The organism is Roseateles sp. P5_D6 (assembly GCF_054049415.1).
The window spans coordinates 353,555-375,672 of record NZ_JBFUMK010000004.1 but is presented as its reverse complement, the minus strand read 5'-3'; the positions used below and the strand labels follow the sequence as shown (position 1 = coordinate 375,672).

26 protein-coding genes and 1 riboswitch are annotated in these 22,118 nt (G+C 68.8%); of the genes, 10 read left to right on the top strand and 16 right to left on the bottom strand.

What is annotated here, in order from left to right; translation table 11 throughout:
• The 8 genes from ACXJKM_RS07595 to ACXJKM_RS07560 form a co-directional block, all read right to left on the bottom strand.
• Window positions 1-149, bottom strand: a 149-nt coding sequence (locus ACXJKM_RS07595; protein ID WP_457351380.1) for a leucine zipper domain-containing protein, incomplete at its 3' end; no start/stop codon positions are given.
• Between the two features lie 87 nt (window positions 150-236).
• Complete coding sequence (locus ACXJKM_RS07590; protein WP_457351373.1) at window positions 237-629, bottom strand: YybH family protein; 393 nt, start codon at window positions 627-629, stop codon at window positions 237-239.
• A gap of 36 nt (window positions 630-665) precedes the next feature.
• Window positions 666-1,589: a serine O-acetyltransferase EpsC gene (epsC, locus tag ACXJKM_RS07585; protein ID WP_056191564.1), complete on the bottom strand. Its 924-nt coding sequence runs from the start codon at window positions 1,587-1,589 to the stop codon at window positions 666-668.
• Window positions 1,546-2,094, bottom strand: a complete 549-nt coding sequence (locus ACXJKM_RS07580) for a hypothetical protein (RefSeq protein WP_457351371.1) — start codon at window positions 2,092-2,094, stop codon at window positions 1,546-1,548. The genes epsC and ACXJKM_RS07580 overlap by 44 nt, the downstream gene beginning before the upstream one ends.
• A 135-nt stretch (window positions 2,095-2,229) precedes the next feature.
• Window positions 2,230-2,985, bottom strand: coding sequence for a DUF899 domain-containing protein (locus tag ACXJKM_RS07575; protein WP_457351369.1), 756 nt, complete (start codon window positions 2,983-2,985; stop codon window positions 2,230-2,232).
• 81 nt (window positions 2,986-3,066) lie between these two features.
• Complete coding sequence (locus ACXJKM_RS07570; RefSeq protein WP_457351367.1) at window positions 3,067-3,711, bottom strand: DUF5074 domain-containing protein; 645 nt, start codon at window positions 3,709-3,711, stop codon at window positions 3,067-3,069.
• A gap of 26 nt (window positions 3,712-3,737) precedes the next feature.
• Complete coding sequence (locus tag ACXJKM_RS07565) at window positions 3,738-4,949, bottom strand: helix-turn-helix domain-containing protein (protein WP_457351365.1); 1,212 nt, start codon at window positions 4,947-4,949, stop codon at window positions 3,738-3,740.
• A gap of 3 nt (window positions 4,950-4,952) precedes the next feature.
• On the bottom strand, window positions 4,953-6,146 hold the full coding sequence (locus tag ACXJKM_RS07560) for a PQQ-dependent sugar dehydrogenase (RefSeq protein WP_457351363.1): 1,194 nt from the start codon (window positions 6,144-6,146) through the stop codon (window positions 4,953-4,955).
• 96 nt (window positions 6,147-6,242) lie between these two features.
• On the opposite strand from ACXJKM_RS07560, the gene ACXJKM_RS07555 reads away from it, so the two are divergent.
• Window positions 6,243-6,827, top strand: coding sequence for a LysE family translocator (locus tag ACXJKM_RS07555; protein WP_457351361.1), 585 nt, complete (start codon window positions 6,243-6,245; stop codon window positions 6,825-6,827).
• Window positions 6,827-8,296 carry an aminotransferase-like domain-containing protein gene (locus ACXJKM_RS07550; RefSeq protein WP_457351359.1) on the top strand — a complete coding sequence of 490 codons (1,470 nt, stop codon included), beginning with the start codon at window positions 6,827-6,829 and terminating at the stop codon, window positions 8,294-8,296. Before ACXJKM_RS07555 ends, ACXJKM_RS07550 begins: the two co-directional genes overlap by 1 nt.
• Before the next feature lie 46 nt (window positions 8,297-8,342).
• Here ACXJKM_RS07550 and ACXJKM_RS07545 read toward each other — a convergent pair whose 3' ends face one another.
• Both ACXJKM_RS07545 and ACXJKM_RS07540 read right to left on the bottom strand, forming a co-directional pair.
• Window positions 8,343-9,251 (bottom strand): hypothetical protein, encoded by a 909-nt coding sequence (locus tag ACXJKM_RS07545; RefSeq protein WP_457320248.1) that lies wholly within the window; start codon window positions 9,249-9,251, stop codon window positions 8,343-8,345.
• A gap of 74 nt (window positions 9,252-9,325) precedes the next feature.
• Window positions 9,326-9,832, bottom strand: a complete 507-nt coding sequence (locus ACXJKM_RS07540) for an MOSC domain-containing protein (protein ID WP_457351357.1) — start codon at window positions 9,830-9,832, stop codon at window positions 9,326-9,328.
• 107 nt (window positions 9,833-9,939) lie between these two features.
• Between ACXJKM_RS07540 and ACXJKM_RS07535 the strand changes: the two genes are divergently transcribed.
• Window positions 9,940-10,632, top strand: coding sequence for a hypothetical protein (locus ACXJKM_RS07535; RefSeq protein ID WP_457351355.1), 693 nt, complete (start codon window positions 9,940-9,942; stop codon window positions 10,630-10,632).
• A 21-nt stretch (window positions 10,633-10,653) separates the two neighbouring features.
• Here the strand turns inward: ACXJKM_RS07535 and ACXJKM_RS07530 are convergent, their stop codons facing one another.
• The gene (locus ACXJKM_RS07530; RefSeq protein WP_056191582.1) at window positions 10,654-10,989 is read right to left on the bottom strand and encodes a hypothetical protein; all 336 of its coding nucleotides are present in this window, start codon (window positions 10,987-10,989) and stop codon (window positions 10,654-10,656) included.
• A gap of 259 nt (window positions 10,990-11,248) precedes the next feature.
• Here ACXJKM_RS07530 and ACXJKM_RS07525 point away from each other — a divergent pair, with 259 nt between their 5' ends.
• The 5 genes from ACXJKM_RS07525 (at window position 11,249) to ACXJKM_RS07505 (ending at window position 15,990) form a co-directional block, all read left to right on the top strand.
• The gene (locus ACXJKM_RS07525) at window positions 11,249-11,470 is read left to right on the top strand and encodes a hypothetical protein (protein WP_457351353.1); all 222 of its coding nucleotides are present in this window, start codon (window positions 11,249-11,251) and stop codon (window positions 11,468-11,470) included.
• A 346-nt stretch (window positions 11,471-11,816) separates the two neighbouring features.
• Complete coding sequence (locus tag ACXJKM_RS07520) at window positions 11,817-13,559, top strand: FAD-dependent oxidoreductase (RefSeq protein WP_457351351.1); 1,743 nt, start codon at window positions 11,817-11,819, stop codon at window positions 13,557-13,559.
• Between the two features lie 185 nt (window positions 13,560-13,744).
• Window positions 13,745-14,389 (top strand): MBL fold metallo-hydrolase, encoded by a 645-nt coding sequence (locus tag ACXJKM_RS07515; protein ID WP_457351349.1) that lies wholly within the window; start codon window positions 13,745-13,747, stop codon window positions 14,387-14,389.
• 117 nt (window positions 14,390-14,506) lie between these two features.
• Window positions 14,507-15,184: a helix-turn-helix transcriptional regulator gene (locus ACXJKM_RS07510; protein ID WP_082532346.1), complete on the top strand. Its 678-nt coding sequence runs from the start codon at window positions 14,507-14,509 to the stop codon at window positions 15,182-15,184.
• A gap of 173 nt (window positions 15,185-15,357) precedes the next feature.
• Window positions 15,358-15,990, top strand: a complete 633-nt coding sequence (locus tag ACXJKM_RS07505; RefSeq protein ID WP_056191593.1) for a Crp/Fnr family transcriptional regulator — start codon at window positions 15,358-15,360, stop codon at window positions 15,988-15,990.
• Here the strand turns inward: ACXJKM_RS07505 and ACXJKM_RS07500 are convergent, their stop codons facing one another.
• A complete protein-coding gene (locus ACXJKM_RS07500; RefSeq protein WP_457351346.1) occupies window positions 15,991-16,959 on the bottom strand; it encodes a M48 family metallopeptidase in 969 nt (322 codons plus the stop codon).
• A 71-nt stretch (window positions 16,960-17,030) separates the two neighbouring features.
• Here ACXJKM_RS07500 and ACXJKM_RS07495 point away from each other — a divergent pair, with 71 nt between their 5' ends.
• Both ACXJKM_RS07495 and ACXJKM_RS07490 read left to right on the top strand, forming a co-directional pair.
• Entirely contained in the window at window positions 17,031-17,507 is a 477-nt protein-coding gene (locus ACXJKM_RS07495) for a flavin reductase family protein (RefSeq protein ID WP_056191594.1), read from the top strand.
• A gap of 90 nt (window positions 17,508-17,597) precedes the next feature.
• The gene (locus ACXJKM_RS07490; protein ID WP_056191596.1) at window positions 17,598-18,041 is read left to right on the top strand and encodes an SRPBCC family protein; all 444 of its coding nucleotides are present in this window, start codon (window positions 17,598-17,600) and stop codon (window positions 18,039-18,041) included.
• A gap of 150 nt (window positions 18,042-18,191) precedes the next feature.
• Here ACXJKM_RS07490 and ACXJKM_RS07485 read toward each other — a convergent pair whose 3' ends face one another.
• The 4 genes from ACXJKM_RS07485 to ACXJKM_RS07470 form a co-directional block, all read right to left on the bottom strand.
• Window positions 18,192-19,016: a hypothetical protein gene (locus tag ACXJKM_RS07485; protein WP_457351344.1), complete on the bottom strand. Its 825-nt coding sequence runs from the start codon at window positions 19,014-19,016 to the stop codon at window positions 18,192-18,194.
• Window positions 19,017-19,110: 94 nt separating this feature from the next.
• A riboswitch (cyclic di-GMP riboswitch) is annotated at window positions 19,111-19,201 on the bottom strand.
• Window positions 19,202-19,333: 132 nt separating this feature from the next.
• A complete protein-coding gene (locus ACXJKM_RS07480) occupies window positions 19,334-20,785 on the bottom strand; it encodes a hypothetical protein (RefSeq protein WP_457351342.1) in 1,452 nt (483 codons plus the stop codon).
• Complete coding sequence (locus ACXJKM_RS07475) at window positions 20,785-21,672, bottom strand: ABC transporter ATP-binding protein (RefSeq protein ID WP_457351340.1); 888 nt, start codon at window positions 21,670-21,672, stop codon at window positions 20,785-20,787. The genes ACXJKM_RS07480 and ACXJKM_RS07475 overlap by 1 nt, the downstream gene beginning before the upstream one ends.
• Window positions 21,669-22,064 (bottom strand): GntR family transcriptional regulator, encoded by a 396-nt coding sequence (locus ACXJKM_RS07470; protein WP_056191605.1) that lies wholly within the window; start codon window positions 22,062-22,064, stop codon window positions 21,669-21,671. Before ACXJKM_RS07470 ends, ACXJKM_RS07475 begins: the two co-directional genes overlap by 4 nt.
• Between the last annotated feature and the right edge of the window lie 54 nt (window positions 22,065-22,118).

Here is a 22,118-nt window from a genome sequence, read left to right as displayed (position 1 = left end):
CCCTCGTTGTAGCGGCCAAGCCATTTGCGCGCCGTGCGCATGCTGATGCCGGCGGCCTGTGCGGCCAACGCCAAGCCCATCACGCTGATGCGTTCGATCAGCAAAAGCCGACCTTGGTACGTCAATCTGGCATTCTTATGGCTGTTCACCCGGCCACCTTCATCTGAGAGTTCTGAAGCGTCGTAACTCCAGTCTCCCAGACCAGGTCGGGTGAACAACCTATCGAGACATCACAGCTAGGCTACCGGCGCCAGCAGGTTGGCATCACGCGCCAGCTTCCAGCGGCCACCGTCCTTGCGCAGCAGCGTCAGCGTGTGGCCCTCGCGGCGTGTCGGCGGCGAACCATCCGGCGGTGTGGCGGTCACGCTCAGGCGGGTGCGCATGAAGGCCCAGTCGCCCAGCACCTGGATCTCCAGCATCTCGCTGTGCCCGTCGAACTTCGGCGCCTTGCCGCGTGCCTGGCCCTCGGCGGCCTTGGCGAAATCGCTCTTGGTCATCGGGGCCCGGCCGGGCGTCAGGAAGACGGCGTCATCCGTCATCAGTGCGAGCACGGCCTGGACATCGCCCTCGCGCGTGGCGGCGATCCAAGTCGTCACGAGATCACGGATCTCTTGTTCATCGGCTTGCATGCCACCACCTTAGCGCCACGGCGGGCGCTCGCTGTTTCAGGTTGTGCCGGCCAGGGAGTCCGCCTGCGTGACAAGGCTGCCCGGCGGCACGCTGCGCGTCAGCCAGACATTGCCGCCAATGACGGCCCCGCGGCCGATGGTGACACGTCCGAGCACGGTGGCGCCGGCATAGATGACGGCCTCGTCCTCGACGATGGGATGGCGCGGCTGGCCCTTGACGAGATTGCCGTCGCCGTCGGTGGGGAAGCTCTTGGCGCCCAGCGTGACGTTCTGATAAATGCGCACGCGCTCGCCGATGACGGCCGTCTCGCCGATGACCACGCCGGTGCCATGGTCGATGAAGCAGCCGCTGCCGATCGTGGCGCCGGGGTGGATGTCGATGCCCGTGTCGGCATGGGCCAGCTCGGCGACGACGCGGGCGATCAGCGGCAGGCCGAGCTTGTAGAGCTCATGCGCGAGGCGGTGGCTGATCAGGGCGCGCACGCCGGGGTAGCACAGCAGCACCTCGTCGACGCTGCGCGCCGCCGGATCGCCCTGGTAGGCGGCGAGCACGTCGCTGTCCAACAGCACGCGCACGCCGGGCAGGGTGCGCAGGAAGCGAGTGGCCAGCTCGGCGGCATCCTGGCTGGGTGTGTCATCGCCACGCTGGCGGGCCTCGTGGCGCAGCTCCAGCGCGGCCTGCTGGCGCAGTGTTGCCATGGCGGTGCCGATGGTGTGGCCGACGTAGAAGTCCTCGTTCTCGGGCTGCAGCGTTGGCGGCCCCAGGCGCATCGGGAACAGCGCGCCCGACAGGCACTGCACCATGCCTGCCAGCAGCTCGCGCGACGGCAGCTCGCGGCCGTCGCCGCCGCGGCGGTGCGCCTCGCGCCAGCGCCTGCGTTCGTCGCGCAAGGCCTCGACGACAGCCTGCAGTTCATCACCGGGCGCGGGCGTTGACGGAGGAGTGAGGGCTTGGGTCATGGCGGGCGCCGCGCAGGCGGTTGGCAAGGGCGGCCAGTATAGAAATCCACCGTTTCCCCACGAGGGCCAGGGCTGCCGTCACGGCCAGCATCGCCGCCATGTGGACGGCCACGGCCGCCAAGGCCAGCAGCAGCGAGCCCGAGGCAGTGATCTCGCGGGCCGGTGAGGCACTCAGGCATAGCGGCACCAATGCTGGCACCAGCATCATGCCGCTGCCATGAGCACTGGCCACCAGGCAGGACCACAACGCCAGCCCGGTCTTGGCGCGCCGCAGCGCCAGCGCCAGCAGCAACAGCAGGCCGCACAAAAGTTGCCCGCTGCCCATGGACCCGCCCAGCGCCACCAGCACCGCCACGCCGCCGATTGCGCCGGCATGCCCGAGCGCGATCGGCAGCAGCGCGCGGCGTGCGTCCTGCGAGCAGGCGGCCAGGCCCCAGCCGGTGGCCGGGTTCAGGCCGTGCAGGGCGCCGGCGCCGGCCAGCGCGAACCAAGGCCAGAGGTCCATGTCAGCGTCCGCCTTCGGGCCGAGCGCCGGGCCGCTCCCTAGCCGGCCCGCGCAGGCGATGTGCTTGCGGCTCGATGCCGCAAGCATCGCCGTCCCCACGGGGGACCGACCAAGGTACTCCTTGGGCGAGGGGCTTCATGATCGGCCGCAGCAGGCCGCTGGCGCCGGGGCCTGCGACTCGTAGCGGTCATGGTGGCGCACCCACTCCATCGTGTAGCTCAGGCCCGCCTCATCGCGGCCCCTGGGTGTCAGGTCGATGAGGTTGTAGCTGCCCATCATCACTTCCACGCCACGGCCGAAGGTCGAGTAGGTGTGGAAGACCTGGCCGTCGTCGTCCTTGCAGAAGATGCTGATGCCGGGCGCCTCTTCATTCGGGAAGGGCGTCATGTGGAAGTTGTAATAGACCTCGCCGTCGACCCGGTCCGCCGGCGTGAAGCTGACGTGGAAGTCGCGGTTGAAGTCATTGCCGTTGGACGAGGCCCAGGCGAATTGCCAGCCCATGCGGCGCTTGAAGTCCTCGAGGTCGGCCAGCGGCGCGCGCGACACCGCCAGCAGCGCGATGTCGCGCTGGGCCAGGTGGGGCGCCATGCTGTCCAGGTGGTCGGCCATGAAAGAGCAGCTCTTGCAGCCCTGCTCCCAGCCGGGGCCGAACATGAAGTGCTGTACCAACAGCTGGCGCCGGCCCTGAAACAGCTCGCTCAGCTTGCGCGGGCCGGCCGGCGTGTCGAAGACGTAGGCGTTGTCGTCCAGGCGCACCCAGGGCAGGGTGCGGCGCTCTTCGGCGACCTGGTCGCGCAGCCGGGTCAGTTCCTTCTCGCGGGCGAGCAGGTTCTTGCGTTCGGCGATCCAGAGATCGCGGGTGACGACAGGATGAGAAATGGGGGCGTTCATCAAAGGCTCCTTGGGTGGGTGAAGGCAATGCAGCGGCTCCACCCGGGGTTCGGGTGAGTTCTGCTCAGGGGAATTCAGTGGTTAAGCGCGCTTGGGTCGGCGCACAGCGCGGACCTTGCCGGTGCCGCCACCACCGGCGTAGAACAAGTCAGCGCCGTCGGATTCGAGGCCGCTGACATTGGTGCCGGCGGGCATCTGCAGGCTTTCAAGCACGCTGCCATCGGCGGGGTCGATGCGGCGGATCTCGCTGGCGTCGTCCTCCCAGGTGCCGTGCCAGAGTTCGCCATCGACCCAGGTCACGCCTGTCACGAAGCGGTTGGACTCGATGGTGCGCTGGATGGCGCCGGTGGCGGGGTCGATCTGGTGGATCTTGCGGCCGCGGTGCTGGCCCACCCACAGGCTGCCCTCGGCCCAGGCCATGCCGGAGTCGCCACCCTGGCCCGGCGCCGGGATGGAGGCAACGACGCTGCCCGTGGCGGGGTCGATCTTGTCGATGCGGGCTTCGGCGAGCTGCCAGAGGTAGCGGCCGTCGAAGGCGGTGCCGGCGTCGCAGGGGCGCTCGATGCGCTGCTGGGCCTCGCCGCTGGCGGGGTCGAAGGCGACSAKSSYGGCGCCGGTGGCGGCCCAGACRCGCYGRCCGTCRTGSGTGACGCCGGCGACGCTCTTGCCGCCTTCGAAGGGGCCGTATTCGCGGACGATCTCGGCGGGGTGGATCACTGTGTTCATGGTTTGCTCCTTGCGATGGGCGAACCTTAGCCAAGCTGCAGCGCGGCGGGGAGTAACAAGATCGTCGTGAATCCGGTCAGCGGCGGCGCCAGCCAGCGCCGCGAGCGCGTCTGGCCGATGGCGCGCACGCGGCCTGCGGCCTCCAGTTCGGCCAGCTCGCGTTGCACGGTGCGCTGGCTGGCGTCCAGGGCCAGGGCCAGGGCCGACGTGGACCAGGCGGCACCGTCGGACAGCAGGGCCAGCAGCTCGCTGGCCTCGCCTTCCATCGGTGGCGAGAGCACGGCCACCTCCGGAGCGCGCAGCGCAAAACCGCGTGCGGTCGCCTCGATGCCGGCGACGGGCTTGACCAGGGCCCGCAGCCTTCCAATCTCGACGCGCAGCCGCGCTCTATGGGTTTCGTCGACCTCGCGGATGCGAAAGGCGCGGGCAATCAGCGTGTCGCGCTCGGCCTCGCCCGGCCAGGCCTCGGCGAGGGCCCGCAACAGCGTGAACAGGACGGGGCGGCGGGCGAGTGGCACGCGCAACTCCCCGGCACTCAGCGCGTGGCGGCATGCGTCGACAACGACGGCACCCGAGTCCATCAGCGCGGCCACCTCGTGCAGGCGCAGCGGCTGCCAGGCGCCGGCCACGAGCCGGCGTGCGGCGGTGCGGTCGAGCACGGCAGCAGCGTCGTCGGCCTCGGCCATCAGCGCCGGCACGCCGGCCCGTGCGGCAGCGTTACGGGCGCGCACGAGGGCGGCATGCACGTCGTCCATGCGCAGCGAGCGCAGCGCCAGTTCCGCTGCGGCCAGGGCGGCCACGGCGGCGGGCAGGGGTGGCAATGTCTGGTCGTCAAGCGGCGCGAGCAAGGCCGAGGCGGCATCGAGTCGGCCCAACAGCAATTGCCGCCGCGCCGCGATCAGTCGGGCCTGCAGCGCGTTGACGCGGTCGCCGCGCGTTTCGAGCGCGGCCATGGCGGCCTCCAGCGCGCGCGGTGCGGCGCTGAAGTCGCGCATGGCCAGCGCCACCTCTGCCTCGGCGACGACGCAGCGCGCCCGTGCCGTGGCCTCCTGCGCGCCAAAGCCCTGGGCCGCGCGCCTGAGCAGCTCGCGCGCCCGGGCCAGCTCGCCGAGCTGGGCCATCGCGATGCCGCGCAAGGCCAGCGCAGGCGGGTCCTCGCGCAGCGCGACGCGCTTCAGTGCCGCCAGCGCATCGCCGGCGGCCAGGGCGCGGGCTGCGGCGGAGATCAGCGAGTCCATGGACTAGCGCGGCGCGAGCAGCAGCAGGTCGCCATTGCGGTCCTCGGTGATCCACAGGCGGCCTTGCTCGTCCTGGTCGACATCGACCGGCGCGCCCATCGGGTGCTTGCCGGCCTGGGCGCTCCATCCCGCGATCAGCGCCAGCGGCTCGCCCATGGGCTGGTGTTTGCCATCGAAGCGCCAGGCCATCAGCCGGTGGCCCGTCGGCTGGTAGCCATGCCAGGTCATGACGAGGCTGCCCTGCCATTTCGCCGGCCCGGCCTTGCCGTAGAACAGCATGCCCAGCGGCGCGGCATGCGCCGGCAGCAGCTTCACCGGTGGGGTGAAGTCCTGGCAGCTGTGCGCGCCGAAGCTGCTGTCCAGGATGTCGGTGCCGGTGCAATGCGGCCAGCCGTAGTGGCGGCCGGGTTCGACGCGATTGAGTTCATCGGGCGGGCTTGCCTTGTCGTATTTGTCGCCGGGCAGGCTGTCGCGGCTGTTCTCGGCCTGCCAGAGCTCGCCGCTGTCGGGGTGGAAAGCCAGCCCGACGGAATTGCGCAGGCCCCACGCGAAGGGCTGGCCCTCCCATGCGCCGCCATCTTTCGGCGTGAACTTCCAGACCGCCGCCAGCGGCGCCTTGCCGCCCGTCTGGCCGCAACCCTGGGCCGTGCCGGCCGCGACACCGTCCATGGCCTCGCAATGGTCGCTCGGCGCGCCGTAGTTGACGAAGAGGGCGCCGGCGGCGTCGACGGCGAAAGACTTGAGCGGGTGCCGACCCTGGGTGGGCAGCTCGGTGACGAGGGGCTGCAGCCGGCCCGCGGGCAGTTCGACGCGGCTGATCCGGTGCGCCTCGGCCAGCAGCACATGGCCCTGAGCGTCCTTGCGCAGACCGTGCGGGCGGTCCAGGCCCTTCAGCAGCACCGTGACCCTGAAGGGCTGGCCCGGCTCGCGGGTCAGCTCCAGCAGCCGGCCATGGCCGGGGTTCCAGTTGCCCATGTCGGTGACGAGCAGGCGGTTGGCACTGAGCGCCAGCACACCGCGTGGCCGGCCCAGGTTGGAGGCGGCCAATGCGAGGCAGAACTCGGGCGCGACCTTCAACGAGGTGATGGCGGGCAGGCCGTCGCATTGGCCCTGGGTGCGGTAGGCGGGCGGCTCGGCCCAGACGGGTGCGGCGACGGCAGCGGCCAGGGCCCAGGCGGCGCGAAGGGTGAAGCTCATACGGCCATTGTGTCGGTCGCCGCATTGATACAGCACGCCGCACGGCACCGCGCGCTGTAGCTTCACGTCCCAGCCGCCGGGCGCTGCAATGGCCCCATGAACGAGATGCTGCCCTTCGCCACCTACTGCCTGCTGATGTCCAGCACCCCTGGCCCCAACAACATGATGCTGGTGGCCAACGGCGCCCACTACGGCTACCGGCGCACGCTGCCGGCCATCCTGGGCACCAACACCGGCGTGGCCGTGCTGACCTTCGCGACCTGTGCGGGCCTGGGTGCCGTCTTCACGGCCTGGCCGGTGCTGCACGAAATGTTGAAGCTGGCCGGCACCCTCTACATGCTGGTGCTGGCCTGGAAGCTGGCCGTGGCGCCCGCCGCCAATGGCCGGCCGCCGGAACGGGTCGGGTTCGCGGAGGCCGCGCTGTTCCAGGCGGTGAACCCCAAGAGCTGGATCCGCGCGGTGACGGTGGCGTCGGTCTTCATGCCGGCGCAGTGGAGCATCGTCAGCGGCGCCTTGTTCGTCAGCTTCGCGGGCGCCCTCATCGGTTTTCCCTGCGTCTCGATGTGGGCGCTGTTCGGCGTCGGCATTTCCCGCTTCCTGTCCAGCCCGGCGCGACGACGCGCCTTCAATGTCATCATGGCCACCTCCCTGGTTGTGCTGGCCCTGATGCTGCTGCGCTGATGTTTTCTCTGGACCGCGACTCCCCGACGCCGCTGGCCGATCAGATCGAGCAGCGCCTGCACGCGCTGATCGCCAGCAGCCAGCTGCCGCCCGGCGCACGGCTGAACTCCATCCGCCAGCTCGCGTCGCGGCTGGGCGTCAGCCCCAACACCGTCGTCGTCGCGTACGACCGCCTCGTCGCTGCCAGCCTCATCGACTCGCGCGGCACCGCCGGCTTCTTCGTCGCCGAGGGCCCGGCCGACGCCATGCCCGACGCCGCCCGCGTGGAAGCCGGCGAGGAGCAGGAGGCTGTCTGGCTGGCCCAGCAGGCGAACGACCAGAAGGCCGGCGTGCTGCTGGCCAGCAGCGGCGCGCTGCCGGCCACCTGGCTGGAAGACGCCATCCCCGCGGCCGCCGTGCAGCGCGGCCTGGCCCGCGCCACGGCCGGCATGGCTTCGCGCTGCCCGCCGCAGGGCCTGCCTGAGCTGCGCGAGCGCATCGCGATGCTGCTGCGCAGCCAGGGCGTGGCCGTGGATGCCGGCCGCATCCTGACGACCTATGGCGGCACCCAGGCCATCGACCTGATCTGCCGCGCCTTCCTGCGCCCGGGCGATACGGTCGCCGTCGAGACGCCGGGATATTTCCTGCTCTTTGACCGCCTGCGCCAGGCCGGCGTGACCATCGTGCCGGTGCCGCGACGGCCCGACGGCATCGACCTGGAGGCGCTGGACGCCGCCTGCACGCAGCACCGCCCACGCCTGCTCTTCATCCAGAGCGTGCTGCACAACCCCACCGGCTGGGGCAGCACGGCCGCCAACCTGCACCGGGTGCTGATGCTGGCCCAGCGCCACGACTTCCTGATCGCCGAGGACGACGTGCAGGGCCACTTCCACCCCGGCGCGCCGACGCGGCTGGCCCAGCTCTCGGGGCTGGACCGCGTCATCTACTACTCCAGCTTCTGCAAGGCCATGAGCCCGGCGCTGCGCCTGGGCTATATGGCGGCCGAGCCGGCGCTGCTGAAGGCGCTGATGCGCGAGAAGATCATCTCGGTGCTGACGACGGCCGCGCTCAACGAATACGTGCTGCTGGAAGTGCTGGCCGCCGGCCGCTGGCGCAAGCACCTGGACCGCCTGCAGCAGCGCCTGGCCGCGGCCCGCGCCGCGGCAACGCTGCAGCTGCGCCAGGCCGGCGTGCTGCTTGAGCATCCGGGCGAGGGCGGCCTGTTCCTGTGGGGCACGCTGCCGGCCGGCGTCGACGTGGACAACGTCGTGAAGGAGGCTTTTCGCGCCGGCATCCTGCTGGTGCGCGGCGCCACCTTCGCGGCCGATGGCGCTCGCGACTCGCACATCCGTTTCAACGCCGCCTTCAGCCAGCAGCCGCGGCTGGCGCAGTTTCTGCAAGATCAGCTCAGTGCGACGACCAGCGCGCAGCGGGTGTTGGAGCGGGCGCGCGGGCAGCGAACAGCGAACAGCGATTTGAAGGGCTGGTAGCGCGCTGGGACGCAGAACGTCTGGGTCATGACCAGACTGAGTCGGCTCATGCGACCTTTGCTTCTATCCAATGTGTCAGACCTGCCTCCAAGGCGAGTTCGCCTAGCCGTTCGGGCAGGAGCAACTCGACATGGTCAGGCAGCCGGTCGTAGAAGCGCAGCTCCGGTGTCGGTGTGTGAACGACGAAATACACCCGGCGATAGTTGTCCTTGGAGAAGCTCTTGATGGTTTCTTCCAGATCTCGCACACCAGCCTGTGACTTCACCTGCACGACGTACTTGGAGCGAGTCAGCGGCTCAATAAGTTCCAGGTCGAGCGCCTTCGCCTGCTGGCCGAGCACACTGTTTCGAATCCAGCCGGCATGTCGGAAAACCATATCCGCCAGCGTCTCGAAGTCTTTCCAATGCAATTCGCAAATGGCTCGCGAGAGCGAATTGGATAGGTCGGCGCGAGAAAGGGCTATTGAGGATGACAGTGGGCTCCGTTCGCCGGTCAGAACCCGGGTCAGCAGGCTTTTATCAGTCACTCTGCAGACGGTGCCCCGAAACGCCTGCAATTGCGCCAGACGGCCGGGCAACTCGTTTGCGAACAAGGTCTTCTCGCCACCGACGTCGGACCATCCTGTGGTGCGGCGGAACTTGGAAATCTCATCCTGTTCAACTGGCCCCGGAAGTAGCCGAGTCCACCACATCTTGGCTAAGTGGAAGGTCACCCAAACGTCATTTGGGCCGGAGTTCGTGATGTCCTGCAGGCGGTTCAGGTCGGTTGTACCGACGCCCAATTTTCCTTGGCTTTCAAGGCGCAGTTGCTGCTCAATCAGTTCCCAACGACCCGCGTTAACGTCTTCGATGCTTTGATTGCGCCAGCCCAAACGAAGCTTGTTGCCGGCAATTGCACTTGACTCCCATTCGCCCCCGCGTCCCAGTTTGATGTAGTACGCCTGCTCAATTTTCATATCACGTAGCCTCCCGATCGGCGGGCAGGATAGCGATGCGTGCAGTTCGGGCGCCACATCGTCGAACGTGCGGACTAGATGAGGACGGCTTGGCCCACGCTCACCACGTCACCGACGCGGATGGCGCCGCCCTCGAGGATGCGCGCCGTCATGCCGCCATGGCCGCGCATCGCCGCATAGCCGCCCGGGCCGATGACCTCCTCCATGCGCGAGCAGGGGGCGCAGGGGCCGACGATCTCGATCAGCGCCGCGCCGATGCGGACCTTGGCGTTCTTCAGCGTCAGCAGGTTGATGCCGGAGATGACGAGGTTGCGGCGCAGGCCGACCGGGTCGATCGGGCCGCTGCGCGCAAATGCCGCGATCAGCGGCAGGTGCTCCAGCTGGATCAGCGTGACCTGGCGCGTCGACAGCTCGGCCTCGCCGCGCTGGCCGAGCCGGTCGTCGGCCAGGCCAATGCCGGCCAACGCCGTCGTCTGCTCGATGCGTCGGGCCCGGTCGCGCGGTGCGCCGCGCACGATGATGGTCTCGACGCGGCCCTGGATATGGGCCGGCGGCGTCATCAGGTCGCGCATGGTTTTCATGGATACACCTTAGCCCGGCTTTGGTCCGCATAGTTCACGGATGCGCGGCACGGGGCAGTCAAGTCTCGTCCGGTCACGCCCGAAGATGCTCTCAAGGAGTGTCTGCCGTGCTGAGACGTCTTTTTTCCACCTTTGCTTTTGTGTGTGTCGCGCTGTCGCAGACCGCTCACGCCGCCGATCTGACCGCCCTGGAAATGCGCTGGCTGCAGGGCATCACGCCCGTCATTGCCCATGCTCGCCAGGCGCTCGCCCTGCCGGTGGACATCGTCGTGCAGCCCCAGGCCGAGCCCGGCACGGCGCCGCTCGCGCTGGGTTTTGTCGATGGCCGCTGCAAGCTGGTGCTGTCGATGCGCGGCAACCCCGAAGGCCAGCGCCAGATCGACGCCATCGACCCCGCGCTGCGCGGCCCGGCCCTGGAGCTGATGGCCGCCCATGAACTGGGCCATTGCCGCCGCTATCTCGATGGCGCCTGGCATGGTGTGCCGGCCGGCTTCGTCGCCGCCAAGCCCCCGGACGGCCTGGCCGCGGATCTGCAGCAGGCCTGGCTGGCCATGCGGTCCACGCGGCGTGAGGAAGCCTATGGCGATCTCGTTGGCCTGGCCTGGGCGCAGGCGCGCCACCCCGCGCTGTATGCCAGGCTGCATGCCTGGCTCGTGGCGGAACGGTCGACCGACCTGATTCCCGGCAGCCACCACGACACGCTGGACTGGTTGGCCCTTGTCCGCGACCCGGCCATGCTGGACGGCCGCACGATGTTCGAGGCTGCCGACCGCGTCTGGGCACGTGGTCTCAGGGACTGAGCTGACGCCGCTCTTTCCCGTCTACGCCTGCCACACCGCGTAGCCCGCCTCACGCAGGCCGATGGCCAGTTCCACTTCCATGTCGCGCGCCGCGTCGTAGGGCATCGGGTTGTAGAACTCGTAAAGCTCGGGCATCAGGCGCACGCCGTACTTCAGGACGAAACGATTGGCCTGCACACCGGCCATGTGCCTGTCAAAGCGCAGGTCCGGGTCCAGGCCCGTCATGCCAACGTACAGGCAGGGCTTGACGATGTCATGGCCGGGGTTGGCCTTGCGAAAGGCTGGCTCGTTCCAGACGCGTTCAGACAGCAGCACGACATAGACGTGGTGGTGATCGCGGCGCTGTCGGCGTGGCATGGCAGGGCGGATTGTCTGGCGACCCCACGATGACAAAAAAGCCCGGCGACCCTTGGGCCGCCGGGATTGAACGCCTTGGCGTGCACCTCACACCTGGCAACGGCGATCCGGCATGATACTGTTGATTTAAACAGTATTTTGGGTGCCGGAAACGTGGCGAAGTCCTCATGCTTGATGACGCCCCACTCAAACTGGGCCTCGCCAACCTTCGGTGCCTTGGCTAAAACCGCCATTCGAAGTTGCAGTCTGAGGAAGTCACATGAATGCTCAACACGCTTTCGTATCGCTGCTGCTGTTCGCCGCGCTCGTCGGCCTGGCCTTCCTGGGCCTGTCGTTCGGCCATGCCATCAAGCACCATGATCTGGCCCTGTGGGGGCACCATCCCTTGTTCGGATCAGGCATGGCGTCGCTGATCACCGCTCTGCTCGGTGGCGTCCTGCTGTTCGGCCTGGGGCGGTCGCCGAGCGACCGCAAGCAATAGCAGCGGCGCTGCGGCCGACCTGGCCCATGCATCGGCCCAGTCGCTCGACCCGTCGGAGGAGATCGAGGTCAGCTTCATAGCGCAGGCGGCCATCAGCGGCGACATCGAGGCCGGGCGGTTCTCGCAGGCGCTGCATGTGGCGTCGTTCTATCGCGCCGTGGGTCATCCGGCGGCGCGCTGCGAGCCTTAGCCCGTCTTTCCAGCGGGCCAGCCGCTGGCCCCGCTCGCCCCACCATTCACCCCAACGCGCCTGCCAGGCGCGCAGCGCCGTGGAATGCTGGTGCTCATCCAATGACCCAGGGAGTTCACGTTGCTTCGTAGACATCTTCTTCAAGGCGCAGCGGCCATGGCGGCGCTGCCGATGGTCACCCATGCACAGGGCCGGGCGCGGCGGCGCAAGCGGCCGACGGACCCGGACTGGCCCGACGCCGCGCAGTGGCAGCGGCTCAAGGACGCGGTGGGCGGGCGCCTGTCGGCCGTGGAGCCGCTGATGGCGCCGTGCGCGGCCAGCCCCGTCGCGGCGGCTTGCAGCGTGCTGATGAAGAATCTGCGCAACCCGTTCTTCGTGGGCGACCAGGCCGGGGGCACACAGGTGTCGGGCTACCTGGACGCGTGGACGCCGGCGGCGAGTGCCTATGTGATCAAGGCCGGCAGCACGGTGGACGTGGTGGCGGGCGTGAACTTCGCGCGCGAGCACAACCTGCGGCTGGTGGTGAAGGGCGCGGGGCACAGCTACCAGGGCACGTCCAACGCGCCGGACTCGCTGTTGATCTGGACGCGGGCGATGAACGAGGTGACGTTGCACGACGGCTTCGTGCCCAAGGGCTGCGAGGGCAAGGTGGCGCCGGTGCCGGCGGTGTCCGCGCAGGCGGGTGCGGTGTGGATTGACCTGTACCATGCGGTGACGACATTGGCTGGCCGCTATGTGCAAGGCGGCGGCTGCACGGACGTGGGCGTGGCGGGGCTCATCCAGAGCGGGGGCTTTGGCAGCTTCTCCAAGGGTTTTGGCACGGCGGCGTCCAGCCTGTTGGAGGCCGAGATCGTGACGGCCGATGGGCAGGTACGCACGGTCAATGAGCGGTCAGACCCTGAGCTGTTCTGGGCGCTGAAGGGCGGAGGCGGTGGCAGCTGGGGCGTGGTGACGCGCGTGACGCTGCGTACGCACGAACTGCCGCAGCACTTCGGCGCGGCATGGGGCAAGTTCAAGGCCCGCGACGACGCGGCCTACCGGCGCCTCGTGGCGCGGTTCGTGGACTTCTATGCCGACTCACTCTTCAACCCGCACTGGGGCGAGCAGGCGTCGTTCGGGCCGGACAACACGCTCAAGATCTCCATGGTGTGCCAGGGCCTGGAAAAGGCGCAGGCGCAGCAGGTGTGGGCGCCGTTCTTCGACTGGGTGAAGGGCTCGCCCGAGGACTTCAGCGTGGTGGAGGAGCCCGGCGCGTGGGCGGACGATGCGCGCGGCTGGTGGAGGATGGAGGGCAACGGCTCCATGATCCCCGACACGCGCGAGGGCGCGCCCAAGCACCACGGCTGGTGGAAAGGCGACCAGGCCCAGGTGGGCGCCTGGCTACACGGCTATGAGTCCCTCTGGCTGCCCGCCGCGCTGCTGCAGCCCGGCGAGCGCGCCCGCATGGTGCAGGCGCTGCTGGACAGCACACGCCACAAGCACCTGGACCTGCACTTCAACAAGGGCTTGGCCGGCGCGCCGCCCGCGGCACTGGCCAGCGCCGCCAACACGGCCACCAACCCGGCGGTGTGCGAGTCGTTCGCGCTGGTCATCATGGCCGACGGCGAGGCGCCCGCCTACCCGGGCCTGGCCCGCACCCCGCCCGACCTGACCAACGCGCACCGCAACGCGCGCGCCATTGATGCCGCCGCCGCCGCGCTGCGCCGCGTGGCGCCGAGGTCAGGCTCCTATGTGTCGGAGAGCAACTTCTTCAACGCCGACTGGCAGCGCGAGTTCTGGGGCGCCAACGCCGCGCGGCTGCGGGCCGTGAAGGCGCGGTACGACCCCGATGGTCTCTTCTTCGTGCACCACGGCGTGGGCTCGCAGGCGTGGAGTGCGGACGGGTTTGTGCGGGTTTGAGGATTGAGTTCTGCGCATGGCCTGCTCACGCGCGCTAGCCCCTCGGCAGCTTGCTTCGTTTCCGATTCATACGTTGCTTGCGGCCCAAGGGCTTCGAAACTTTGACATTGGCATTCGGTGAAGCTCGGTGGGCCGATTCGATACATTGACCTTCAGTTCGAAACTTGTTATCAGCTTTCACCCGAATGGCCCTGCAATACCTGACCGTCCCCGTCACGCCCTTTCAGCAGAACTGCTCCCTTGTCTGGTGCGACGTCACGAAAGACGCCGCCGTCATCGACCCCGGCGGTGAGCTGCCGCGTTTGCTGGCCGCCGTCAGCGAGCGCGGGCTGAACCTGAAGGCCATCTGGCTCACCCACGCGCACATCGACCATGCCGGCGGCACTGGCCAGCTGGCCCGCGAACAGGGCCTGCCCATCATCGGGCCGCATCCCGGCGACCAGTTCTGGATCGACGGTCTGGCACAGCAAAGCAAGATGTTTGGCTTCCCGCCAGCGGAAGGTTTCAAGCCCGACCGCTGGCTGGACGATGGCGACACGGTGCAGATCGGCCATGAGACCCTGGCCGTGCGCCATTGCCCCGGCCACACGCCGGGTCATGTCGTCTTCCACTCCGCCTCGGCGCAGCGGGCCTTCGTCGGCGACGTGCTGTTCGCTGGCGGCATCGGCCGGACCGACTTCCCTGGCGGCAACCACCAGCAGCTGCTCGACGCCATTCGCCAGCGCCTTTGGCCGATGGGTGACGACACCGTTTTCATTCCAGGCCATGGGCCGGAAAGCAGCATCGGAAGAGAGCGCCGCAGCAATCCCTATGTTGCCGATGTCGTTTGAACGGCGGTTGGAGGTAATTCGTTCACAAACACATCCAGCAACATTTACGCCCGAAGCGAAACGTGCTCTCCTACTCTTTGATGAGGGCTCGCATGGGGTGGGCCGAGGAGTGCTTCGATGTGGATGTCCGAGTTTGTGCAGCCGGGGCAGGTCCCGGGCTCCCGTCCTCGCGAGCGCCGTCAGGCGGCCTCGCTTTCCAACCAATGGATGGGCCTTGTGCTGGAGGAGCTCGACCACGGCGTCGTGCTTCTCAACGGCGCGGGCCGTGTGCTTCACAGCAATCTCGCGGCGCGGGCGTCGCTGGATGACAACCACCCGCTGGAGCTCGTCGGCCAGCATCTGCGGGCCCGCCTGCTGACCGACGCGGTGCCTCTGGCCGATGCGCTGGAGGGCGCCGAGGCAAGTGGCCGGCGCTGCCTGCTGCGCCTGGGTGACGATCGCGCCGAATGCGGCCGCGCCAATGTCGTCGTCGTGCCGCTGAACCGCGATGTCAACCAGGCGGCGGTGCTGCTGATCCTGGAGCGCCGCCAGCTCTGCGGCGACCTGGCTGCACAGTGGTTCGCGCTGCGCTACCAGCTGACGCCGGCCGAGACCGAGGTGCTGAAGGCGCTGTCCAACGGCGTCAAGCCGACCGAGGTCGCGCAGCGCCAGGGCGTGGCGATCTCGACGGTGCGCAGCCAGATCCAGAGCATCCGCGCCAAGAGCGGCGCCGACAGCATCGGCGAGCTGATGCGGCAGTTGGCCTTGCTGCCGCCGCTTGTTTCGTCGCTGCGGCCGGCCAAGCTGGTCAATTGAATCCCCTCGTCCAACGGGTACGTTGACCGGTCCCCCGAGGGGACGGCGATGCTTGCCGGATCGACCGGCAAGCACATCGCCCAAGGCGGGCCGGCTAGGGACGGCCCGGCGCTCGGCCCGCAAGCACTAACATTCGACCGCGCTCCGGAGCCAAATGCTCAGAGCGCCGCCGGATGCCTGACGACACGCTCGACAACGAACTCCTGGCCCTGCCGCCCTCGCTGCGGCAGCTGGCCGCGCGCGGCATTGCACGCAGCTATCGCAAGGGCATCGTGCTGATCGAGGAGAGCTCGCTCGGCGACAACCTCTATCTGATCCTCTCCGGCTCGCTGCGCGCCTTCAGCAGCGACGCCCGTGGCCGCGAGATCACCTACGGCGTCTATGGCCCCGGCGAATACGTCGGCGAGATGAGCCTGGACGGGGGGCCGCGCTCGGCCAGCGTCATCACCGAAGAAGGCAGCCGCCTGGTCATGGTCACGCGGGCCAGCCTGCTGACCCACATCAGCGAGCACCCCGAATTTGCCTTCGAGTTGCTGACCAAGGTCATCCGTCGCGCCCGCGCCGCAACGCTGTCGACCAAGCAGCTGGCGCTCAACGATGTCTACGGCCGGCTCAAGAACCTCGTCGACGAGACCACCGGCGATGGCCGCCACCTGGCGCTCACCCACCAGGGCATGGCCCAGCGCCTGGGCTGCTCGCGTGAGATGGTGTCCAAGCTCGTCAAGGACCTGGAGCTGGGCGGCTACCTGAGGCGCGTGGCGGCCGGCGAATACCAGCGACTCAAGAGCCTGCCAGCGCGCTGGTAGCTACCGCGACCTGACCTGCAGCGGCGGCGCAACCGGGAAGCGCTGGTCCGGCTTGGCTGCGCGCTTGTAGAGGCCCTCGACCTTGGGCAGGTTGGCCTGGATGTCGCGGATGCGCGTCGTGCTGGCCGGGTGGGTGGACAGCCATTGCGGTGGCGCGCCCTTGTTGGCCGTCATCATCTTTTCCCACAGGCGCACGGCGGCGGCGGGGTCATAGCCCGCACGGGCGGACAGCTCGATGCCGACGAGGTCGGCCTCGCTTTCGTCGTCGCGGCTGAAGCGCAGGTTGACCAGTTGGGCCCCCATGCCGGCCAGGCCGCGGCCCACGTTGCCCAACCCCAGCAAGGCCGAGCCGAGTTCGACGATGCCGTTCGTGAACGCCGACTTGCCGACGCGCTCGCGGGCATGCTCGCGCAGCGCATGCGCGACCTCATGGCCCATGATGGCGGCGACCTCGTCGTCTTCCAGCTTGAGCTTGTCGAGGATGCCGTAGAAGAACGCGATCTTGCCGCCCGGCATGCAGAAGGCGTTCAGCTGCGCGCTGGCCAGCAGGTTGACTTCCCACTTCCACTGCCGGGCGCGGTCGTTCCATTCGTAGCTGAAGGGAATGATGCGCTGGGCGATGTAGCGCAGCCTCTGGGCCTGGGGGTGGTCCATCGGCGCCAGGGCACGCTGCTGGCCGGCCTCGCGCATCATCAGCGCGTACTGCTGGCCACCGGCCTGTTCCAGCTGGTCGGCCGACACGAAGCCGGTGAACTTGCTCTTGGGCCCGACCTCCACGCCTTCGCGTGCCCAGGCTGGCATGAACGCTGCGGCACCGGTAGCGGCAAGCAGCCCGGTGAACAGGCGGCGGCCGCGCAGGGCCGGTGGCGCGCAGCGGCCGGCGGCGCAGTCGGCGCAGGCGCCGAACATGCGCGTCGGCGGGTCAGTGAACTGCAGGTCGTCGCGGACCTGGAAGTCGTCGGCATCCATGCCGACATTGTGCTTGGGCGGCGATGGCGGCTTTCGTAGGACAGCGGCGCGGGACTGGCGACAATCACCCCATGGACAGCCAGCAATTCCGCGCCGCACTGGGCATGTTTGCCACCGGCGTGACCATCGTCACCGTTCGCGCTGCGGACGGCGGCCTGGTCGGCCTCACCGCCAATTCCTTCAACTCCGTGTCCTTGGACCCGCCCCTGGTGCTGTGGAGCCTGGCGCGCCGCGCCGGCTCCATGCCGGTGTTCTCGCATGGCTCGCATTACGCCATCAACATCCTCGCGGCCGACCAGAAGGAGCTGGCCCAGCGCTTCGCGACGCGTGACATCGATCGCTTCGCCGGCGTGGCCTGGCACGAGGGCGCGGGCGGCGCGCCGGTGCTGGAGGGGGCTGCTGCCGTCTTCGAATGCGCCAACCGCAGCCGTTACGAGGAGGGCGACCACGTCATCTTCGTCGGCGAAGTCGAGCGTTGCTCGTCCCGGCTCGGCGCTCAGCCGCTGATCTTCCACGGCGGCCGTTATTTCACCGAGTTGCCGATCTAGGGTTTTTTCCGGGTTGGCGTTGTCGATCCGGTCGGGCTCTGATCGTCGTCATGACAGAGGGCCATCCTCTGTCCAACCACGGAATCGACCATGACCAACACCGTCACCCTGCACCGCGTGCTGCGCTGCCCGCCCGACCGCGTCTACCGCGCCTTCACGACACCGGCCGCCATGGCCAAGTGGCTGCCGCCGCATGGCTTCACCGGCACCGTCCATGAAATGGACGCCAAGGTGGGCGGCACATACAAGATGTCGTTCACCAACTTCACGACCGGCGGCGGCCACAGCTTTGGCGGCCGCTACCTGGAACTGGTGCCAGGCCAGAAGCTGCGCTACACGGCGGCCTTTGACGACCCCAACTTGCCCGGCGAGATGACGACGACCGTCGAGCTGCGCGCCGTGTTCTGCGGCACCGAGGTGCACATCAAGCAGGAAGGCATCCCGGCCATGATCCCGGCCGAGGCCTGCTACCTGGGCTGGCAGGAGTCGCTGACCCTGCTGGCCCAGCTGGCCGAGCCGGAAATCAACCAGTAACGTGGTGCGCTCGGGCCGAGCGACGGGCCGCCCCTAGCCGGCCCGCCATGGCGATGTGCTTGCGGCTCAATGCCGCCAAGCATCGCCGCCCCCTCGGGGGGCCGGTTAGGCCCGCTCGTGTTCAGCGGAGCGGGACTGGACGAGGGGTCTTTACTTGACGCCTGGTGTCGGCACGATGGCCGCCATCGCGGCCTTGAAGGCGGGGTCGGCCATCAGTGCGTTCCAGGCCGCCATCAGGCTGCCGTAGTCACCGGTCGAGATCTTCTTGGCGTTGATCGCCGTCGTGAGGGCGGCGTTCAGGCGCACGATCTCGGCGTACTTCGCATAGCCCTTGCCCTTGAGCTGGGTTGCCGCGTAGTTGCTGTAGCCCCAGGCGTTGTTGAGGTTGTTCCAGTCGCCAGAGCCCGGCTGGACATAGACGACCGGTGCGGGAGCGGGCGACGGGGCCGGTGCGGGCGGTGCGGCCACGGGTGCCGGAGCTGGTGCCGCGGCGGGCTTGCCGCAGGTGCCGCTCACGTTGATGCGCACCCAGCCCGTGCTCGGCACGCCGTCGACATTGACGACGACCTTCACGTTGTTCGCGCCGGCGAAGAGATAGGGCTGGGTCCAGATCGTCTTGACGACCTTGGGCGTCAGCGCGATTTGCGTGTTCTGCGCGATCAGTGTGTCGTTGCTGTAGATGCGGTTGGTGCTGGTGGCCACGGCCGAGGCGCTGACCTCGTCGTACTTGAAGTTGAAGGCGCAGCGGCCGAGGCTGGAGATGAAGGCATCCTTCTCGCTGACGGTGATCTGGGGCATGGCGCCCGTGGCCGTGCCGTTGGCGGCGACGAGCATGGGCGCGGCCTGGGCGAGGACGGTCTGACCGTCGCTCTTGACGATGCGCACGAGGCCGGTGAGCTGGGCCGTCGGGTCGGCGGCGAAGCTGGCCTGGGCGAACAGGGCGAGGGCAGCGAAGGCAATGGCTTGGTACTTCATGGCGTGGTCTTTCGGGTTGATGCAAAGGGTGGGGCTACTGGGCAGTAGCCGGCACCTCCCCGTGTGCCACGCTGCGGACATGTCCTTGTCCGCCCAGGGCGGCCCCGCTGTCTTTTGCTCCTGTCAGAGCACGAAGACCGGTGGCTTTGCGTCCCCGCCTTTCGACGGGTTTGCCGACTGCATGGGACGCAGTGTGCGGATGTAAGCCGTGTTTTGTCCGTGCGTCAGTTCACGAACCGAGACCCCCGACCGGCGAGCGGCGCGAGGCCCGCGACGAGCGGTTTTTGAAGCTTGCGGCGGGCTTGCGCCGAGCGTTTTCAGCTCAAGCGACCGGCCGGCAAGGCCGTTGGCGCAGCGCTCAGCGTGCGCCAGCGCCATGCGCCCAGCGCGGCGCTGAGCGCAACACTGATGCCTGCCAGCAGAGGCAGCGGCGCGCCCAGATCCTTTTGCAGCAGGAACATGCCCCAGCCCATCAGCATGAAGGCCAGGATGGGCACGACGGTGGTCCAGGCCGTGGGCGACTTCATGCGCGAAGGCGCGCGCAGCAGCCAGCCGGTGCTCAGTGGCAGGGCGCCAAAGGCCAGGCACAGCAGTGCGGCATTGTTCGCGGCCCAGGCCAGCAGGCCCAGGCCGGCGGTCGTCAGCGTCCAGGCAACCAGGGCGTGGCGCAACTGCATCCGCGCAACCGCGCGGTTCAGCGCCTCTCCCTGCGGCAGGCCTGGCAGCAGCCGCATCAGGGCCTGTTCGCGGCGGCTGTGCCAGAGCATGTTGGGCAGGGTGAAGCAAGGGTTGAAACCGATGCTCGCCAGGCCGATGGCCATGCCGTAGGCGCCTTTGGTCCAGTTGTCCTGCAGGCCCTGGCCGGCCAGCGCAAACGCGATGAAGAAGCTCAGCGCGGCGATGCCCACGGCCATCACGGCGCCCAGGCTCTGGTGCAGCCAGTGCTGCCGGCCATGCAGCACGATCTCGGCGCGGCGCATGGCGCTCTGGCCAGTCGGTTCGGCCTGCGCGACGACATGGCACTGCCAGGCCGACACGGCGAGCGCAAAAGGCTGGCTCAGCCATTCGCCCACGCGACCGAAGGCGGCGGCGCCGGCGTATTTGCCCTGCATGCTGTCCTCGGCGGCGCGGCGCATGCGGCCCAGGCGGGCATAGGCCTCGGCATGGGCCGCATCGCCCCTGCCGAACAGCCGCGTGAGCGACCAGCCCAGGGCCAGCAGGCTCAGCGCGAGCACGGACAGCGGCTGGGCCAGCCACAGCTCGCGCAGCGCGGTGCCCAGAGGCGCCAGCCGCCGGTCCAGTCCGGTGCCGAAGAACAGCACCGGCCCGATGGAGATCACCAGCCAGAGCTGCCATTCGCGCGTCGCCCAGCCCATGAAGGCCAGCACGGCCGCGGCGCCCAGCAGCAGCAGGGCGAAGGAGGGCATCTGCGGCAGGCAAAGCCACAGCAGGGCTGCGCTGCCCAGCGACAAGCCGGCCCAGGTTGCGAGCGCGGACTCCAGCGTCTGGCGCAGATGGCCGGGCACGAAGCGCGCGGCATGGGGATGGTTCTGCTGTATCAGGCTGCCGATGATGGCCATCCACAGCGACATCAGCACCAGTGCCGCCGAAAGGGCCAGCATGGGCACCGCCAGCTGCGGCGCCAGGTAGACGCCCAGCGCCAGGCCCAGCACGGCCAGGGCGAACAGCGCCCGGCGGCCCCAGGGGGATTCGCGATCACGCTGGCGCCAGAAGGCCAGCAGCAATTGGCTGTAGGGGGCGGCTTTCATCACGTCAGCTCCGCGAACAGGTCTTCGAGGTTGACGGCCTGTGCGTCCAGCGGCGCGCTCACACCGGCCGGCAGCCGCGCCAGCACGCGCTCGCGGCCGGCCTCCAGCGGCGTGCGCTTGAGCGGCTGGGCGTTCAGCCGCGCGAACAGGCTGGCCAGTTCGGTGACGGTGCCGGTGAAGGCGCGCACCTGCTCCAGCAGCTCGTCCAGCGGCGCCTGCAGGGCGATGCGGCCGTCGCTGAGGAAGGCGAGGTTGAAGGCGACCCGCTCCAGGTCGGACAGGATGTGGGTGGAGAACACGACGGTCGTGCCGCGGCCCAGCACCTGGTCGACCAGCTCGCGCAGGAAGTCGCGCCGGCCGACGGGGTCCAGGCTGGCGACGGGCTCATCCAGCACCAGCAGGTCGGGCTCATGGGCCAGGGCGCGGATGATGGACAGGCGCTGCTGCTGGCCGCCACTGAGCTTGCGGATGGGTTTGTCGCGGGCGATGTCCCAGCGCGACAGCAGGCCTTCGACCCTGGACTCGTTCCAGCGCGGGTAGAAGCTCTTGAAGTAGGCCAGCAGTTGGGCCGCGGTGAAACTCTCGAACAGGTCGCTCTGCTGGGGCACATAGCCGATGCGGGCGCGCGCCGCGTCATCCAGCCGCGCGGCGTCCTGGCCGAACAGCTGCACGCGGCCCTGCTGCGGTTCACGCAGGCCCAGCAGCGTCTCCAGCAGCGTCGTCTTGCCGCAGCCGTTGCGGCCCAGCAGGCCGACCACCTGGCCCGGCTGCAACGTCCAGTCCAGCGCCTTCAGCACGGCCTCGCCCTTGGGGTAGGCGAGGCTGACGCCGGCGAGTTCGGCGGTGGCGGTGTCGGAGTGGGGAAAGTGGGCGGAGGAGGCAGTCATGCTTGCGTCTCGTCGAGGATGGTTTTGAACAGCTGCAGGGCCTGGGTCTTGGGGAGCTCCAGTTGCCGCGCTTCGGCGGCCGCCTTCTCCAGCGTCGGCCGCAGCAGCTCGACGCGGTCGGCAGTGGGTTGGGCGCGCTGGTGCTGCGCCGCCACCACCATCGACAGCCCCCGGCGGCGCTCCAACACGCCGTCGGACTCCAGCAGGGAATAGGCCTTGGAGATGGTCATGGGGTGCACGGCCAGGGCCTGGGCCAGCTCGCGCACCGAGGGGATCTCGTCGCCGGCCTTGAGCTGCCCGGCCGCGACGCGCCGCTTCACCTGCTCGATGAGCTGGCGGTAGATGGGCTCGGGCGAGCCGGTGTTGATGTGGACGAAATGGGTGGGATCCATCGTTAACTGCCTACGTGTATCAGTACGATAGTACACGTGGACAGCGGCTGTCAA

Coding starts and splice junctions, on each gene's coding strand:
- ACXJKM_RS07545 (WP_457320248.1), bottom strand. CDS start 9,251: ATGAAAATTGAGCAGGCGTACTACATCAAACTGGGACGCGGGGGCGAA.
- ACXJKM_RS07480 (WP_457351342.1), bottom strand. CDS start 20,785: ATGAAAGCCGCCCCCTACAGCCAATTGCTGCTGGCCTTCTGGCGCCAG.
- ACXJKM_RS07575 (WP_457351369.1), bottom strand. CDS start 2,985: ATGAACGCCCCCATTTCTCATCCTGTCGTCACCCGCGATCTCTGGATC.
- ACXJKM_RS07550 (WP_457351359.1), top strand. CDS start 6,827: ATGTTTTCTCTGGACCGCGACTCCCCGACGCCGCTGGCCGATCAGATC.
- ACXJKM_RS07540 (WP_457351357.1), bottom strand. CDS start 9,832: ATGAAAACCATGCGCGACCTGATGACGCCGCCGGCCCATATCCAGGGC.
- ACXJKM_RS07475 (WP_457351340.1), bottom strand. CDS start 21,672: ATGACTGCCTCCTCCGCCCACTTTCCCCACTCCGACACCGCCACCGCC.
- ACXJKM_RS07520 (WP_457351351.1), top strand. CDS start 11,817: ATGGCGGCGCTGCCGATGGTCACCCATGCACAGGGCCGGGCGCGGCGG.
- ACXJKM_RS07515 (WP_457351349.1), top strand. CDS start 13,745: ATGGCCCTGCAATACCTGACCGTCCCCGTCACGCCCTTTCAGCAGAAC.
- ACXJKM_RS07470 (WP_056191605.1), bottom strand. CDS start 22,064: ATGGATCCCACCCATTTCGTCCACATCAACACCGGCTCGCCCGAGCCC.
- ACXJKM_RS07590 (WP_457351373.1), bottom strand. CDS start 629: ATGCAAGCCGATGAACAAGAGATCCGTGATCTCGTGACGACTTGGATC.
- ACXJKM_RS07565 (WP_457351365.1), bottom strand. CDS start 4,949: ATGGACTCGCTGATCTCCGCCGCAGCCCGCGCCCTGGCCGCCGGCGAT.
- ACXJKM_RS07495 (WP_056191594.1), top strand. CDS start 17,031: ATGGACAGCCAGCAATTCCGCGCCGCACTGGGCATGTTTGCCACCGGC.
- ACXJKM_RS07485 (WP_457351344.1), bottom strand. CDS start 19,016: ATGAAGTACCAAGCCATTGCCTTCGCTGCCCTCGCCCTGTTCGCCCAG.
- ACXJKM_RS07560 (WP_457351363.1), bottom strand. CDS start 6,146: ATGAGCTTCACCCTTCGCGCCGCCTGGGCCCTGGCCGCTGCCGTCGCC.
- ACXJKM_RS07530 (WP_056191582.1), bottom strand. CDS start 10,989: ATGCCACGCCGACAGCGCCGCGATCACCACCACGTCTATGTCGTGCTG.
- ACXJKM_RS07525 (WP_457351353.1), top strand. CDS start 11,249: ATGAATGCTCAACACGCTTTCGTATCGCTGCTGCTGTTCGCCGCGCTC.
- epsC (WP_056191564.1), bottom strand. CDS start 1,589: ATGACCCAAGCCCTCACTCCTCCGTCAACGCCCGCGCCCGGTGATGAA.
- ACXJKM_RS07505 (WP_056191593.1), top strand. CDS start 15,358: ATGCCTGACGACACGCTCGACAACGAACTCCTGGCCCTGCCGCCCTCG.
- ACXJKM_RS07500 (WP_457351346.1), bottom strand. CDS start 16,959: ATGGATGCCGACGACTTCCAGGTCCGCGACGACCTGCAGTTCACTGAC.
- ACXJKM_RS07580 (WP_457351371.1), bottom strand. CDS start 2,094: ATGGACCTCTGGCCTTGGTTCGCGCTGGCCGGCGCCGGCGCCCTGCAC.
- ACXJKM_RS07490 (WP_056191596.1), top strand. CDS start 17,598: ATGACCAACACCGTCACCCTGCACCGCGTGCTGCGCTGCCCGCCCGAC.
- ACXJKM_RS07555 (WP_457351361.1), top strand. CDS start 6,243: ATGAACGAGATGCTGCCCTTCGCCACCTACTGCCTGCTGATGTCCAGC.
- ACXJKM_RS07510 (WP_082532346.1), top strand. CDS start 14,507: ATGTGGATGTCCGAGTTTGTGCAGCCGGGGCAGGTCCCGGGCTCCCGT.